Genomic DNA, 15,872 nt, shown 5'->3' with positions numbered 1-15,872 from the left:
GACAGCCATCGCGCTGCCGGCGGTGGCTTGCCGCGGCAGTTGGCTTCGCGATGATCGGGGGCGGGACGTTCCCTTTGGCCTACGCGCAAGAGGGAGTGCCCGCGTCTGGTATCGGACCACCGGCACCCCCTGGGCTCGAGCCGCTCGGTGCGCTGTCGCTGGACGTGGCCGTTCGCCGGGCGGTCGAGTGGAACCCGTCGATCGAGGAGGCGGTGGCGAGGATCGGCGCGGACGAGGCCGAGGTTCGCGTCGCACGTGCGGGCTACTATCCGACGATCCGCGGCGGCGTCGGCACGCAGTACGACAACCGCTTGCGCAACACGGCCTGGTTGCCGCGCCCGCAGATTTCCGTCTCCCAGATGATCGTCGACTTCGGGAAGGTCTCCAGCGACGTGGCGGCGGCGCGTGCGGGCGTCGACATCAGCCGCGCTCAGATGTTGCTGGCAGTGGACAGCCTGGTTCGCGACACCGCCCAGGTGGTCGTCGAGATTCAGCGGCATGAGGCGCTGCTCGCGGTCGCGGACGCCCAGCTCGAAAGCGTGCTGGCGATCAACACGCTGGTACAGCACCGGACCCGCAACGGCGCCAGCACCCGGTCGGACGCGGTACAGGCGGAGGCACGGGTGGAGGCCGCCCGCGTCTCTGTGCTGGAGATCCGCGGCCAGCTGGAACGGTGGCGCGGCGTTCTCAGCTACCTGATCGGCAGCAAAGCACCGGTCACGGCCGTCCGGTCCGAGGCGCCCGCTTGGCTCGACCAGATGTGCGAGGGGCCCGACCCGAACTGGACCCAGGTGCCGACCATCCAGGAGGCGAGCGCACGTCGGGAGGAAGCGACCGCGCGCCTGCGCCGCAGTCGCGCCGACGCCCTGCCGACGCTGTCGCTGGACGCAGGCGCTGCCGCGGACCTGCGCGACCCGATCTCGTCCTCCAGCAACTATAATTTTGGGCTCTCGCTCTCCAGCAGCTTGTTCCAGGGCGGCGCTTCCAAGGCGCGACGGGCAGGCGCGGAGCAATCGCTGCGCGCGGCCAACGCCGCCGTGGAGGCCAGCAACCTGGCCGCCGAGCGTGCCCTGGCGGAGGCACGCCAGCAGATCCCTAGCCTTCGCCAGCGGCGAGCCTCGCTGGAGACCCGCGAAGCGATGATGCGCGAGACCGGCAAGCTCTACCGCCTGCAGTATCTGGAGATGGGGACACGCACGCTGATCGACCTGCTCAATGCCGAGCAGGAACTCCACCAGGTGCTGTTCGATGGCGTGAATGCGGAACATGACCTGCGGCGGCTCGGGCTCGACTGCATGTTCAACAAGGGCCAGTCGCGCGAGCGCTTCGCGCTGAACGGCATGCGGGTCCGCGGAGTGACCTTATGAAGTACGAGCCGATCCATGGCGTCGCGTCGGAGGACGTCGCAGAGGCCGCCGCCGCGCAGGAGATGACGGAGCGCTGGGTGGCTGCCCTGCGGCAGGTCGCGACGCAGTTCCGGCTTCCGCAGTCGATGCAGTCGGCGCGCCTTTTCTCCGCATGGGACGGGGCAACCGAGCCGCGCGACCGGATCGTGAACCTGGCCGCCCGCATGGGCCTGCGGGTGAAGTTCGAGGGCCCGCGGGTGCTGGAAGGGGAGCTGTCTCCCTGGCGCCTGCCGATGATCGTCCAGCTTCGGAACGGGCAAGTGGGCGTGTTGACCAGCGCGGGCGAGGGAGGCGAAGCGAGTGTCCTGCTGGATGGCCCGGGCGAACCTCCGGTCACAGTGCGGCTTGCCGAGCTCCGGGAGGCTGCGGAACTGGTGGTGCTGGCACGCCCGGCACGCGGCATGTCGGACGCCCGGATCGACGCCTATGTCGAACCGTTCGAACCCAGGTGGTTGTGGAAGTCGGCCTTCCAGGAGCGCCGCGCCTATGTGCCGGTGCTCGCGGCGTCGCTGCTGGTACATCTCCTGGGTCTGACCGGGGTCCTGTTCTCCATGCAGGTCTACGATCGCGTCGTGCCCGCGGAGTCGTTCCCCACGCTCTACGTTCTCTTCGCCGGGGTGCTCCTGGCGATCGGCTTCGATTTCGTGCTGCGGCAGCTGCGCACCGGCGTCATCGACCTGCTGGGGAAGCGGGCGGATCTGCGCATCTCCGATCGGGTATTCGGGCACGCCCTGCGGGTTCGCAACAGCGCGCGGCCGGTGTCGACCGGAAGCTTCACGGCTCAACTGCGCGACCTGGATCAGGTACGCGAGTTGATGACCTCCACGACGGTGGCGGCCATCGCGGACCTGCCGTTCTTCTTCCTGTTTCTGGTGATCTTCTGGTTCATCGGCGGCACGCTGGTGCTGGTGCCGCTCGTCGCGCTGGTGCTGCTGGTGGTTCCAGCCGTGCTCGCCCAGCCGAAGCTCCGCGCCTACGCGGTCGAGGCGGCCCGTGAAGCCTCGCTCCGGAGCGGCATGCTGGTGGAGGTGGTTCAGGGCCTGGAGGACATGAAGACCCTTCAGGCGGAGGAGCGCTTTCAACAGCACTGGAACCATCTCAACGCGGTCACGGGAGAGGCGCAGCTGCGGCTGCGGGGTCTGACCGCCCGCCTCGTATCCTGGACGCAAACCGTCCAGACGGGCGTCTATGCGGCAGTCATTTTCTTCGGCGCGCCACTGGTCATGGCGGGAGACCTTACGACGGGTGCGCTGGTGGGCGCCTCGATGCTCGGATCCCGGATGATGACGCCGCTTGCGCAGGTGACCCAGGTGCTCAGCCGCCTGCAGCAGGCGCGGACCAGCATCGCGGGCCTCAACCGGATCATGGCGCTGCCCGTCGATCACCCGGACCGTGAGTCCCGCGTGCACCTGCCCCATATCGCCGGCGATCTGACGGTGCGGGATGCAGTGTTCCGGTACGGCGACCCGCAGTCTCCGGCCGCCCTGACCGTCAGCCGGCTCCAGATCGCGGCTGGCGAGAAGATCGCGATCCTCGGGCGCAACGGCGCCGGTAAATCGACGCTCCTCCAGGCGCTGTCCGGCCTGCTGGAGCCCGTCTCGGGGGAAGTGCTCGTCGACGACGTGGCGCTGGGCCAGGTGGACCCGGCGGACGTGCGGCGCGACATCAGCCTGTTGTCGCAGCGCGCGCGGCTGTTCCACGGCACCATCCGCGACAACCTGCTGATGGGTGCGCCCCACGCCACCGACGAGGATATCCGCTCGGTGCTGGCGATCGTGGGGGCCGACGAGTTCGTCCGGCGCCTGCCGCGAGGGCTGGAGCATCTGATCTTCGAGGGCGGGTCCGGCCTCTCCGGCGGTCAGGTCCAGGCACTGCTGCTCGCGCGCCTGCTGATCCGCGACCCTCGGGTCATCCTGCTGGACGAACCCACGGCATCAATGGACGACGCCGCGGAGCGGAACTTCATCGCGCGTTTCCGGGAATGGAGTGCGATGCGAACGGTGGTGATCGCCACCCACCGCACCCGCGCGCTGGAACTGGTCGACCGGCTGATCGTGGTGGAAGGCGGCCGTATCGTCGCGGACGGTCCCCGTGACGAGGTGCTTGAACGGCTTCGTACCCCGCCTCCGCCGGCAAAGGTCGTGCCGGTGCGAAAGGATCGGATCTGATGGCGACGAGCGCCGACGTCCTGAATGGCGCCTGGGTGTTCGGCGATGCCGATGGTGCGCGGCTTGGCCGCGCGACGCGGCTGATCTGGGTGATCGTCGCGTGCATGGCCGCACTCTTCGCCTGGGCGTATTTCGCACGGCTGGACGAGGTGGCGACCGGGGCAGGGCGGGTGGTGCCCTCCACGCGCGAGCAGGTGATCCAGTCGCTGGAAGGCGGTATCCTCGCGAAGCTCGAGGTGAAGCAGGACGATATCGTTCAGCCTGGCCAGATCCTGGCGCAGCTCGACCCGACCCAGAGTGCCTCGACCTTCGAGGAAAGTGCTGCCAAGTACCGCGCTGCGCTTGCCAGCGTCGCACGGCTGGAAGCGGAGGTCGGACAGACTGCTCCCATATTCCCGGCGGAACTCGATCCCTATCCCGAACTCAAGGCCAAGGAGCTGCGCCTGTACCAGGCCCGCCGGAGCAGCCTGGACAAGTCGCTCGCCTGGCTGCGCCGCTCGATCGCGTTGCTGACGAACGAAGTGCAGATCGGCCAGCGGCTGATCGCGGTCGGCGCGGCCAGCAATGTCGAGGTGCTGCGGCTGCAGCGGCAGCTTGCCGACCTGGAATTGAAGCAGGCCGACCTCACCTCCGAGTATATCGTTCAGGCCCGCGAGGAGCTGGCCAAGGCGAACGCGGAAGTGGCGACGTTGTCGCCCGTGGTGAAGGGGCGGGCGGACACGCTTGCCCGCCTGACGTTGCGCTCCCCGGTGCGAGGGATCGTCAAGAACATCGAGGTGTCGACGATCGGCGGCGTCATCCCGCCCAACGGCCGTTTGATGGACATCGTGCCGCTGGACGACAAGCTCCTGGTGGAGGCGCGCATCTCGCCGCGCGACATCGCCTTCATCCACCCGAACCAGCCCGCCAGCGTCAAGATCACCGCCTATGATTACGCGATCTACGGCGGGTTGAAGGGGAAGGTTGCGACCATCTCGCCCGATACGATCAAGGACGAAGCAAAGCCCGACGTCGAATATTACCGCGTGCTGATCCGGACCGACAGTGACGCCCTGGTCAACAAGGCCGGTCGCCGTTTCCCGATCGTACCGGGTATGGTCGCGACCGCCGACATCCACACCGGCAGCAAGACGGTGTTCCAGTATCTCGTGAAGCCGTTCAACCGGGGGCGGGAGGCGTTGCGGGAGCGGTGAGCGTGCTCGGGCATTGGTTGGGGGCGGCAAGCCTGTTCCTGTCGCCGCAACTGGAGACCCCGATGCCGCCACGGCTGATGCCCAACGAAGCCCAGCGACCCGCATCCTTGCGCATCCCGCGCGGCCGCCAGACCTTCGACGCGCGCGAGGCGCTGAACGGGTCCACCAGCAGCCGGCGGCGCTGCACCGACGTGCCCGATGCCTATTGGGTTCCGGTCCGCGGCGGCGGTGCCTGCATCCGAACCTATCCGGCGGGCAACCCGCGCGCTGGCGGCACGATGCTGGTGTACCTGCCGGGTGACGTGCTGCTGCGCGGACGCGGCGGCGTCCGTCTGATCGCGGGGAGCTATGCGCGGCGCTCTCCGGCCGACATTCGGCAGGAAATGGCCGGCTGGGCTCGCGACGGCGGCACGCCCGCCATCTTCGTCGCTCGGCCTGGCCTCTACGGATCCTCGGGCAATCATGGCGCGAGGCGGCGGTTGGACGAGGTGCGGTTGGTCGACGGTGCGCTCGACCGGATCAAGGCGCGGTACCGGGTGTCGCGCTTCATCCTTGCGGGGCATTCCGGGGGCGGGCACCTGGTTGCGGCGCTCCTCGACCGGCGGCGCGACATCGCGGGCGCGTTCATCAGCTCGGGGCTGGTTTCGGCGGCAGAGGTGATGCGCGCCTACCAGAAACGGCGCGGACCCGACGGCGGTCCCGTCGAGGACCCGGCCGCGGTCTATGACCCGATCGCCCATGTCGGCGGGATCCCGAAGCCGGGACCTGACATCTTCGTCCTGTCGGACCCCGGCGACCGGGTCGTGCCCTTCCTCAGCCAACGCCACTATGTGGAGCGGCTGCGCAGCGCCGGGCTGCACCCCACCCACATCCTGCTGCGGGGCGAGGGACGTACCCGGCACCTGCTCGCCGAGCCGCTGAAGGCGGGTGCCGCACTCTATGCGCGGGGAGAGGACGCGGCCGCGATCAGCGCGGCGTTGCGCGCAATGGCGCCGCTGCCGCCCGTGCCGGAGGAAGTGCAGAACTGAGCAGCGCGCGCGCGGCTGCGTCGCGCGCGCCGCGGGTGGGGGCGCCCAGCACGGCTGCGATCCAGCGCCTGCCATCCCCGTCGATCACCGACAGCAACAGGTGATGGGCACGCCCGCCAACACTGCCCGTGCGCAGGCCGTCGACGCCCGCCACCGTGCCGATCAGCCGGTTGGTGTTGGGGTAGGTTGCCCTCTTCCACGCGAACCACGGCTTGGCCGAAAGCGCGTGGACGGCGGGCGCGTGGGTGAGCACATGGGCACCCAGCAGGATCGCATCGCCACCGGTGATCGCCTGGCCCAGGCCGAGGCCGCTGGGCGAGGCGAAGCGGCTCGCCGTCATTCCGATCGCCCGCGCTCGCGCGTTCATTTCGGCGGTAAACGCCTCAGCCGATCCGCTGTGCCACTCCGCCAGGGCGTGCGCCGCTTCGTTCGCGCCCACGATCGCGGTCGCGGCCATCAGCTCGCCGAGCGTCACGCGCTCCCCCGCCTCGAACCGCCACCGGCTGTCCACCGTCGCAGCTTTGGGTGAGACTAAGATCGGCGCGTCCTCCGCAAGCCCGAGTTCGCGGCGGCGTTCATCGACGAGGCAGAGAGTGAGCAGCTTCGCCAAGGCCGCGGGGTGGTGCACCGCATCGGCGTGTTCGGAGACGACCATGCGCTCCGCTTCCAGATCGTAGAGCAGCAGGCTCTGCGGCGGGGCCGTCTGCGGTGCGGGCGCTCGCAGCAGTGGGGCAGGGGGAGCGCTGCTCGCGGCCGCCTTGAGCCAGGCGACCAGCTCGTGGATGCGGCGGCTGTTCGATCCCTTGAACAGGACCACGTCGCCGTCGCGAAGCTCCGCACGGACCGCAGCGCGAAGTACCTCCAGGCTTTCCGCGTGCACGCCACGCTGCCCGCCCGGAAGCGCGTCCCAGAAGCCGTTCCACAAGGCGCCGACCGCATGCACGCGCGCGATCCGTGGGTCGACGGCGTCGGCGAGCTGGCGATGGAGCGGTTCCTCGGCCTCGCCGAGTTCGGCCATCTCTCCCAGCACCGCCATGCGCCGCATGCCCGGACGCTGGGCCAGATCGGCCAGCACGGCGGCCATGGAGGCGGGATTGGCGTTATACGCATCGTCGATCAGCGTCACCCGCTTGCCGTCGATCACCAGTGGCAGTGTCTCGCCGCGGCCGGGAAGCGATCGGAAGCTCGCGAGCGCTTCGATCGCCAATTCGATCGGCTGGCCGAGTGCCGCCACGGCGCCCAAGGCCGCCAGCGCGTTGAACGCCATGTGCTCGCCCGACGCGCCCAGCGTGAAGCGTACTCGGCGGCCGAATACCGCCGCTTCGACTTCCCGCGTCACCCCGTCATAGGAGAGCAGCCGCAGCTCGCATCCGTCCGACCGGCCATAGTGGATCACCCGCAGCCGTCGCGCTTGGGCGGCAGAGTGAACGATGTCCCACTGGTCCATGTCGCGGTTGAGGATGGCGGTCCCGCCGGGCGCCATGCCGAGGAAGATCGCGCTCTTGGTGCGGGCGATGTCCGCCACGCTGCTGCCATTGGTCAAATGCGCGGGCGCGATGTTGGTGAAGATCGCGACGTCCGGCCGCGCCAGCCGCGCGCTGTGCGCCATGCGCCCGACCGCAAGCTCCAGCACGACGTGCTTGGCGTCGGCCGGAATCGAGGCGAGGTTCCAGGCTACGCCATGCGGCAGATTGGCGTTGTGAGCGCTGCGCCCGACCGTACCGAACGGCTCCAGCGCATGGGCGAGCATCGCCACCGCCGTCGTCTTGCCCGCGCTTCCGGTGACGGCGAGCACGGGTACCGACAGTCGCTGGCGCGCCGCGCGCCCAAGCTCGAGGATGGCATTGCCCGTGTCGGCGACGCGCAGCACCGGCATGTGGGGCGGGAAGGCGCCGGGGTGGCCATCGGTGACGATTGCGGCCGGCGGCGGCGACAGGCTGGCAAGCGCGGCTGGGCGGATTCCGCGGCCGGTGTCCCTCGAGCGGACCACCGCCAGCTGGCCGGGGCGGTAGGTCGGCGGATGGATGCAGACGCCGCGTGCAGACCAGCCGGCGGGCGGCGGCACCTCCCAGCTGCCTCCGGTCGCCGCGACCAGGCGATCGGCGTCCCACAGGTCCGCTGGACCTGAGGGCGCTGCGAGCGGACGCAGCGGCTGACCCTCCGTACGATAGTGGTGATAGGCGACCAAGCTGGAGAGATAATGCTCGACGTCGTCGATCCGCACCCGGAAGCCCTGGTGGCGGATGAAGAAGCTCCCGACGATGCGGTCCGGTCGGGCGAAGTCCATCGCCAGCTCCGGCCAGAAATGCCCGTTCAGCAGCTGCCGCGCACGCGCCTCCAGCGCCTCGTTGAAGCGCGCAATGTCCACTCCGGCGAGCAGGTGGCGATGCTCCGGAAGCTCGGCGATGCGCGACAGCATCGCATGCGCGGCCATCATCAGTTCGAGCAGCGTGGGAAAGGTGGTGATCCGGTCCCGAACGAAGTCGAGGTAACCAGCGACGTTGCGGATGCCGAACTGGAAATAGCGCGCTTCCGGCCGCACCAGCGTCAGCTCGTTGGTGCAATAGCCGAGCCAGTGGTCGTGGTGCCGCCAATGCTCCGCCGCGATGAAGTGGTCGTAGGCGCGCTCCACCACCGCCAGCCAGCGCGGATCGCCGGTCAGCTGGTGAAGGCGCATCAGCGCAAATGCGGCCTCGCCCTCATAGTAGATCGTGCGGAACGGCTGGACGACCGTCAGGTCGGGATAGTGCAGCACATGCGCGAAGGCACCGGTTGCGGGGTCCTGCATCGAGCGGATGCCGAGCCCCAACTGCTCCATCAGCGCCAGATGGTCGCGGCAGCCGGTCGCCTGGGCATGACGGGCCAGCGCCAGGATCGCGACCGCGCTGCCGCCCAGCTTGATCTCCTCACCCACGTCCACCAGGAACGCCGCCTCGCTGCCGTCCGCGAGCGTGGCCGGGCGGATCAGTTCGCGCACCAGATAGCCGAGCGCGCGCTCGATCGCGGCGGCGAGTTGCGGATCGCGCAGCATCTCCCAGGCCTCGATCATCGAATAGGTGGAGCTGGCATGGCGCAGCGCGTTATAGGCGTCAATCTTTCGGTCGAAGCAGGGATGGTAGCCGTAGACGAAGCGGCCATCCTCCCCGACCTGTCGCGCAAGGTGGCCGGCGCCGCTGCGAACCAGTGCCGCCACGTCCTCCGGCGTCAGCGGGTCGAGCTGCCGCCGGCCGCGTTCGAGGCCGCTGTCGTGCAGGACGACGCAGGTGCCGTCCGCATCGGCGAATACCGACTTGGTCGTGAACACGAACAACGGTTGATCGTCCGCAAAGTCGATCTGGGTCGCAGGCCCGTATTTGCGGCGCGCGTAGATGGTGAAGTTGCCCTCGTTCACCACCGCGTGGGCGATGGCGTTGCCGCCATAGAGCATGGCGTTGGCGTTCAGTTCCTGCTCCAGGAAGGCACGCTTGAACTCCGCGTCGAGCGCGATGCCGTAACGGAAATAGTTGCGCTTGGTCTGGCGCAGGCTGGCCTTCAGCTTTGCCCAGCTGGTAGGTTCGACCTGGTCGACCCTCTCCACGCGCAGCCAGCGGGGAGGATCTCCCGCAGTGGCCGTCTCGATCTCTGCGGCCAGCCGCTTCCACGCCGCTTGCAGGCTCTCGCCGCGCGCGGTCAGGACCTGCGCTCTGCTGCTTCCCGAGCTGAAAGCGCCGAAGAGCGTAACCGTCGGGGGCGAACCCTGGGCCGCTGGCGTCCTCGTGCTCATGAGCCTGAAGAGGCTCGCCATCATTTCCGCGCTCGACATGCCAACATCCTGCAATCCAAACGGGAATTTGGCGAGCGCAGGTTTACGCAATGCTAAGACGGCGCCGTGCGCCACCGCGGCGAGTTGCATCACAGGCGCGGCGCCCTACGTTGATCCCAGAAGCTTCGCGGGCCTGCTCTCCGAAGATCCTGCACTCGGTAGGCACCAGCTCGGCGGCGCCGAACCGAGCCAATCAAAAACCCCCGGGGTAGTTGAGCGCGTCGGCGCCCGCGGGGAGGAAAAGGGAGAATGTCTATCGCGACGTCGAGCGTCACCTTGTGGTTCGTCCTGCTGCTGCCGTTCGTGGGCAGTCTCGCGGTTGCCGGGCTTCCGACGCGAAGCCGCGACGCTGCAGCGTTGATCGCGGGAGCCGTCGCGCTCGCGGGCACGGTGCTGATGGCGGTGCTCTATCCGCAGGTCGCGAATGGGACTGGCCTTCAGACCGGTGTTTCCTGGCTGCCCTCGCTGGGGCTCAACATCATCCTCCGCCTGGACGGCCTCACCTGGATTTTCGCGATGCTCGTCCTCGCGATCGGCTTGCTGGTGGTGGTCTATGCGCGCTACTACATGTCTCCGCGCGATCCGGTCCCGCGCTTCTTCTCGTTCCTGCTCGCCTTCATGGGCTCGATGCTCGCGCTAGTCCTTTCGGGGAACCTGGTGCAGCTGGCCTTCTTCTGGGAACTGACCAGCCTCACCTCGTTCCTCCTGATTGGCTATTGGCACCAGAACGAAAGCGCGCGCAGCGCGGCCCGCATGGCGCTGGTCGTCACGGCAGCGGGCGGGCTGTGCCTGCTCGTCGGGGTTCTCCTGATCGGAAAGATCGTCGGGAGCTATGATCTCGATACGGTGCTCGCCTCCGGGGACCGGATCCGCGCGAGCAGCCTCTACCTGCCGGCGCTGATCCTCATCCTGATCGGCGCGTTCACCAAGAGCGCGCAGTTCCCGTTCCACTTCTGGCTGCCCCACGCGATGGCGGCGCCCACGCCGGTTTCGGCCTACCTCCATTCGGCGACGATGGTGAAGGCAGGCGTGTTCCTGCTGATCCGGCTGTGGCCCGTGCTGGCGGGGAGCGAGGCCTGGTATCTGATCGTCACCAGCGTCGGGCTGATCACGCTGATCCTGGGTGCCTGGGCGGCGATCTTCCAGCAGGACCTGAAAGGACTGCTCGCCTATTCGACCATCAGCCACCTGGGCATCATTACCCTGCTGCTGGGGATCGGCAGCCCGCTTGCTGCCGTGGCTGCCATCTTCCACACGATCAACCACGCGACGTTCAAGGCGTCGCTGTTCATGGCGGCCGGCATCATCGATCACGAGGCCGGCACCCGCGACCTGCGCAAGCTGAGCGGGCTCTATCGGTTCATGCCGGTGACCGCGACGCTGGCGATGGTCGCCGCGGCGGCGATGGCGGGCGTACCGCTGCTGAACGGCTTTCTCTCCAAGGAGATGCTGCTCGCGGAGGCGCTGGAGGACACCAACGAGACGCTCCTCGACCAGGCGTTGCCGTACCTCGTCACCGTCGGCTTGATCTTCAGCGTGCTCTACTCGGTGCGCTTCATCCACCAGAGCTTCTTTGGTCCGCCGCCGACGAAACTGGAGCGGCGCCCGCATGAGGCACCGCACTGGATGCGCTTGCCGATCGAGGTCTTGGTGCTTGCCTGCGTCGTCATCGGGATCTTGCCCGCCGTCACCATCGGCCCATTCCTCGACGTCGCGGTTCGCGCGGCACTGGGGGGAGGGACGCCGGAATACAGCCTCGCGATCTGGCACGGGTTCAGCAAACCCCTGCTGCTGAGCGTCATCGCGCTTGTGCTCGGCACGGCGGCGTATCTGGTGTTCGCGCGGGCTTTGAACGCAGCCGATGCGGTTCCCCTGCTCGGACGGCTGAGGGGGCGGCGCATGTTCGACGCGGTCCTCTCCGTGCTCGTCTCCGGGGCGCGGTGGCTGGAGGATTGGCTGGGAACGCGCCGATTGCAGCCGCAGCTTCGCCTGATGGTGCTGGTCGCCTGTGCCGTGGCGCTGCTGCCCTTCCTACGGCACGGCTACGCGCCGGGAACGGCGCCGCGAACCCTGATCGATCCCGGCTTCGCCCTGATCTGGGTGATCGGCAGCGCCTGCGCCGTGGCCGGAGCTTGGCAGGCGAAATATCACCGGCTCGCCGCCGTGGTTCTGGTCTCCGGGACCGGGCTTGCCAGTTGCATCGGCTTCGTCTGGCTCTCGGCTCCCGACCTTGCGCTCACCCAGTTGCTCGTGGAGACGGTGACCACGGTGCTCCTCCTCCTGGGACTGCGCTGGCTTCCCAAGCGGCTGCCGGACAACTGGCCTGGCAAGCGCACGCCCGCGAGCGTCGTGCTGCGGCGGGGGAGCGACCTCCTGATCGCCGTTGCTGCAGGCGCGGGCGTCGCGGCCCTAGCCTATGCAATGATGACCCGTCCGCTTCCCGAAACCATCTCCCGCTTCTTCCTGGAGCGGTCCTATGCGGAGGGCGGTGGTCGCAACGTCGTCAACGTCATCCTGGTGGATTTCCGGGCATTCGACACGCTTGGTGAGATCACCGTGCTGGCGATCGTCGCGCTGACGGTGTTCTCGTTGCTGCGCCGCTTCCGGCCGGCCCGGGAGAGCGTCCGCGACCCCGAGCAGCAGCGCCTGCAGGACGCCTTCGACGAAGCGCATGCGGGGCGTGCGCCGGGGGACACGGTGTCGGATTACCTGGTCGTCCCTCGCATCATCCTGGAGTGGGCCTTCCCCTTCATCGTCGTGATGGCGCTTTACCTCTTCCTGCGCGGGCACGACCTTCCCGGCGGCGGGTTCGCGGCCGGCGTCGCCATGTCGATCGCGCTGATCCTCCAGTACATGGCGGCGGGAACGCGCAGTGTGGAGGCGCGCCTGCGCGTTCGCCCGACCGACTGGATCGCGGCCGGCCTGTTGATCGCAGCTGCTACCGGCGCTGCGGCACTGCTCTTCGACCATCCGTTCCTCACGTCCTGGTTCCACTATCTGGAGGTGCCCCTGATCGGGAAAATCCCCTTGGCCACCGCGCTTCTGTTCGACCTCGGCGTGTTCCTGCTCGTCGTGGGGGCGACGGCGCTGATCCTGATCGCCATCGCACACCAGTCGATCCGCAGGCCGGTGCGCCCGCTGCGGGGCCGCGAGGAGACGGGGGTGGAGAAGCGCTGATGGAACTGGTTCTTGCCCTCGGCATCGGCGTTCTCACCGCGTCCGGCGTATGGCTGATCCTGCGCCCCCGAACCTTCCAGGTGATCCTGGGCCTGTCGCTCATCTCCTGTGCGGTGAACATGTTCATCTATGCGATGGGGCGGCTCAAGGTGGATGCACCGCCGATCGTGGGGTCAGGTGCGGTGGAAGCGTCGCGATACGATGATCCGCTCCCTCAGGCGCTGGTCCTGACGGCGATCGTGATCTCCTTCGCGATGACCGCCTTGCTGCTGGTCGTGCTGCTGGCCTCGCGCGGCATCACCGGAACCGATCATGTCGACGGGGACGACGGCGAATGAGCGGCGGTTGGGCTGGGCACCTGATCATCGCTCCCATCCTGCTGCCGCTGGTCGCCGGCGCGGCCTTGCTGCTGCTGAAGGAGAAGCGACGCACGGCCAAGCGGGGCATCGCGCTCGGTACCACCGCGGCGCTCGTTCTCCTCTCCGTGCTGCTGCTCACGCGCGTGGCTCGGGCGGGGTTCGCCGGCGATCCCGCGACACTCGTCTATCGCATCGGCAACTGGCCGGCGCCCTTCGGCATCGTGCTGGTGCTGGACTGGCTGTCGGCGCTGATGCTGGTGCTCACAAGCGTGGTCGGTCTAGCTGCGTTGATCTATGCAGCGACCCGCTGGGACCAGGCCGGGCCTCGCTTCCACACCCTGTTCCTGTTCCAGCTGATGGGGCTCAACGGCGCCTTTTTGACAGGCGACCTGTTCAACCTGTTCGTCTTCTTCGAGGTGCTGTTGGCGGCGTCCTTCGGGCTGCTGCTGCACGGGTCGAGCAAGGCGCGCATCAAGGCAGCGCTCCATTATGTGGCGCTCAACGTCGCGACGTCGCTGCTTTTCCTTATCGGTGCCGCGCTCATCTATGGGGTGACCGGCACGCTCAACATGGCGCATCTGGTGTTGCAGGTGGCCGCTGTGAGCGATCAGGACCTGCCCATGCTGCAAGCCGGCATGGCGATCCTGAGCGTCGCGTTCCTGGTCAAGGCGGGGATGTGGCCGCTCGGCTTCTGGCTGCCGCGCACCTATGCCGCGGCGGCGCCTCCGGTCGCTGCGCTTTTCACCATCCTGAGCAAGGTCGGGGTCTATGCGGTGCTTCGGGTACCGTTGCTCCTTTTCGGCGCAGAGATCAGCCGGACCGCGGGCGCCGCCCAGCAATGGCTGTTCTTCGGCGGCGTGTGCACGATCGCGTTCGGCATCATCGGCGTTCTCGCCGCGCGCAGGCTTTCGCGCATCGCCGGCTATTCGCTCACCATCTCGGCCGGAACGCTGCTGGCCGCGGTAGGCGCGGGGGAGGGCTCGGTCCTTGCCGGCGCGCTCTTCTATCTCGTGAGTTCGACGCTTGGCGTCGCCGCCTTCTACCTGTTGATCGAGCTCGTCGAGCGCCGGGATGCCGCAACGGCCCTGGGCGGCGAGCCCGTCTTCGACGATGAATATGTCGGGCTGATGCCGATCGAGCAGGAGAGTGAGGTCGGCGTCGTCATTCCGGCATCGGTGGCGATCCTTGGCGGGGGCTTTGCCTTTTGCGTGCTGCTGATCGCGGGGCTGCCACCGCTCTCCGGCTTCCTCGCCAAGTTCGCGATGATCAACGGCCTGCTGGATCTGCGGGACACGGTCGGCGCACCCGTCTGGTGGCTCATCGGCCTGATCGTCGGTTCCGGCCTCGCGACGTTGATCGCGACGACCCGCGCCGGCATCGACCTCATCTGGGCCCCTTCCGAGCGTCCCCAGTCGGCCTTGCGCGTGACCGAACTGCTGCCGGTGGGGCTGCTGCTTGGCATCTGCCTCGCCCTCACGATCTTCGCCGGGCCTGCGATGCGGTACATGGAGCGGACCAGCCAGTCGCTGGGAGACCGCCACGGCTATGTCGAGGCGGTGCTCGGGCCGGAGGCGGCGGGCCGATGAGGCGGTGGCTACCCTATCCGGGCCTCGCCCTCGCGTTGCTGCTGGTGTGGCTGCTGCTGTCGCAGTCCCTATCGGTCGGCCAGTTGCTGCTCGGTTCCGGCGCCGCTCTGATCGGTAGCCAGGCCATGGCAGTGCTGCGTCCGCCCCGTAGGCGGCGTGTCCGCCTGGCGCCGCTAGCGAAGCTCGGTGCCCTGGTCGCCATCGATGTGGTGCGCTCGAACCTGGCAGTGGCGGCGATCATCCTGTTCCCGCGGAAGGGCCGCGCGTCCGGGTTCGTCCGCATCCCGCTGGAACTGACCGAACGCGGCGGGCTGGCGCTGCTCGCGCTGATCCTCACCGCCACGCCGGGCACCCTGTGGGTCGAATACGACCAGCGGAAGCGCATGCTGCTGCTCCACGTGCTGGACCTCATCGACGAAGAGGAGTGGGTGACCTTGATCAAGTCCCGCTACGAGGTTCTCCTGCTCCAGGCGTTCGAGCGATGACGACCCTGGCGCTCGCGCTCGCGATCACCGCCGCGCAGATCCTGCTCGGCCTGGCGGTGTTCTGCGCCTTCCTGCGCATGGCATGGGGACCGCGCGCGCAGGATCGCGTGCTCGGGCTCGATACCTTGTATACCAACGCCATGCTGCTGTTGCTGACCTTCGGCATCCAGACCGGGCGGACGCTCTATCTGGAGGCGGCGGTGATCATCGCGCTGCTCGGCTTCGTGGGAACCGTCGCCCTCGCCAAGTTCCTGATGCGCGGCGAGGTGATCGAATGATCCAGGCGCCCGATCTGCCCGGATGGGCGGCGCTCATCGTCGCGCTGCTGGTCCTCTCCGGCGCCGCGGTGACCCTCGTGGGCTCGCTCGGCCTGCTGCGGCTCAGGACCTTCTACGAGCGGGTCCATGCGCCGACGCTCGGCAGCACGCTGGGTATGGCGCTGATCGTAGCCGCCTCCATCGTCTGCTTCTCGGTCCTGCGCGGCCGGCTTTCGGTCCACGAGATCGTCATCGCGCTGTTCCTGACCTCCACGGCCCCGGTCGCGTTCATGCTGCTCGCCCGTTCGGCCTTGTACCGGGACCGGGCGGGGGGACGTTTGAGCCTCCCGTGGGATCAGGAGGACGAGGGCGGCGAGGTGCCGGGAAAGGACTAGCCTGCGGGCCGCTGGC

11 protein-coding genes are annotated in these 15,872 nt (G+C 68.3%); 10 read left to right on the top strand and 1 reads right to left on the bottom strand.

Annotated elements, in window-relative coordinates; translation table 11 throughout:
* Positions 1-95: 95 nt before the first annotated feature.
* The 4 genes from ABDZ92_RS07670 to ABDZ92_RS07655 are packed head-to-tail and all read left to right on the top strand — an operon-like array spanning position 96 to position 5,795.
* Positions 96-1,367, top strand: a complete 1,272-nt coding sequence (locus ABDZ92_RS07670) for a TolC family protein (protein ID WP_241211971.1) — start codon at positions 96-98, stop codon at positions 1,365-1,367.
* The gene (locus tag ABDZ92_RS07665; RefSeq protein WP_125961946.1) at positions 1,364-3,574 is read left to right on the top strand and encodes a type I secretion system permease/ATPase; all 2,211 of its coding nucleotides are present in this window, start codon (positions 1,364-1,366) and stop codon (positions 3,572-3,574) included. Before ABDZ92_RS07670 ends, ABDZ92_RS07665 begins: the two co-directional genes overlap by 4 nt.
* On the top strand, positions 3,574-4,767 hold the full coding sequence (locus tag ABDZ92_RS07660; RefSeq protein ID WP_125961944.1) for a beta-barrel domain-containing protein: 1,194 nt from the start codon (positions 3,574-3,576) through the stop codon (positions 4,765-4,767). The genes ABDZ92_RS07665 and ABDZ92_RS07660 overlap by 1 nt, the downstream gene beginning before the upstream one ends.
* A 17-nt stretch (positions 4,768-4,784) precedes the next feature.
* Positions 4,785-5,795, top strand: a complete 1,011-nt coding sequence (locus ABDZ92_RS07655; protein WP_272695596.1) for an alpha/beta hydrolase family protein — start codon at positions 4,785-4,787, stop codon at positions 5,793-5,795.
* On the opposite strand, the gene ABDZ92_RS07650 is transcribed toward ABDZ92_RS07655, so the two are convergent.
* A complete protein-coding gene (locus tag ABDZ92_RS07650; RefSeq protein ID WP_164521334.1) occupies positions 5,734-9,558 on the bottom strand; it encodes a Mur ligase family protein in 3,825 nt (1,274 codons plus the stop codon). The two genes, ABDZ92_RS07655 and ABDZ92_RS07650, sit on opposite strands and share 62 nt — an antisense overlap.
* Positions 9,559-9,846: 288 nt before the next feature.
* On the opposite strand from ABDZ92_RS07650, the gene ABDZ92_RS07645 reads away from it, so the two are divergent.
* The 6 genes from ABDZ92_RS07645 to mnhG are packed head-to-tail and all read left to right on the top strand — an operon-like array spanning position 9,847 to position 15,856.
* On the top strand, positions 9,847-12,774 hold the full coding sequence (locus ABDZ92_RS07645) for a monovalent cation/H+ antiporter subunit A (RefSeq protein WP_125961941.1): 2,928 nt from the start codon (positions 9,847-9,849) through the stop codon (positions 12,772-12,774).
* Positions 12,774-13,112, top strand: coding sequence for a Na+/H+ antiporter subunit C (locus tag ABDZ92_RS07640; protein WP_125961939.1), 339 nt, complete (start codon positions 12,774-12,776; stop codon positions 13,110-13,112). The genes ABDZ92_RS07645 and ABDZ92_RS07640 overlap by 1 nt, the downstream gene beginning before the upstream one ends.
* The gene (locus tag ABDZ92_RS07635) at positions 13,109-14,719 is read left to right on the top strand and encodes a monovalent cation/H+ antiporter subunit D (RefSeq protein WP_343762239.1); all 1,611 of its coding nucleotides are present in this window, start codon (positions 13,109-13,111) and stop codon (positions 14,717-14,719) included. The genes ABDZ92_RS07640 and ABDZ92_RS07635 overlap by 4 nt, the downstream gene beginning before the upstream one ends.
* The gene (locus tag ABDZ92_RS07630; RefSeq protein WP_125961936.1) at positions 14,716-15,204 is read left to right on the top strand and encodes a Na+/H+ antiporter subunit E; all 489 of its coding nucleotides are present in this window, start codon (positions 14,716-14,718) and stop codon (positions 15,202-15,204) included. The genes ABDZ92_RS07635 and ABDZ92_RS07630 overlap by 4 nt, the downstream gene beginning before the upstream one ends.
* On the top strand, positions 15,201-15,482 hold the full coding sequence (locus ABDZ92_RS07625; RefSeq protein ID WP_125961935.1) for a K+/H+ antiporter subunit F: 282 nt from the start codon (positions 15,201-15,203) through the stop codon (positions 15,480-15,482). The genes ABDZ92_RS07630 and ABDZ92_RS07625 overlap by 4 nt, the downstream gene beginning before the upstream one ends.
* Positions 15,479-15,856 carry a monovalent cation/H(+) antiporter subunit G gene (mnhG, locus tag ABDZ92_RS07620; protein WP_206432243.1) on the top strand — a complete coding sequence of 126 codons (378 nt, stop codon included), beginning with the start codon at positions 15,479-15,481 and terminating at the stop codon, positions 15,854-15,856. The genes ABDZ92_RS07625 and mnhG overlap by 4 nt, the downstream gene beginning before the upstream one ends.
* The last annotated feature ends 16 nt before the right edge of the window (positions 15,857-15,872 follow it).

The sequence above is a fragment of the Sphingomonas molluscorum genome, assembly GCF_039522995.1.
Classification (GTDB): domain Bacteria; phylum Pseudomonadota; class Alphaproteobacteria; order Sphingomonadales; family Sphingomonadaceae; genus Sphingomonas; species Sphingomonas molluscorum.
This window is presented reverse-complemented; position numbering and strand designations above follow the sequence as displayed.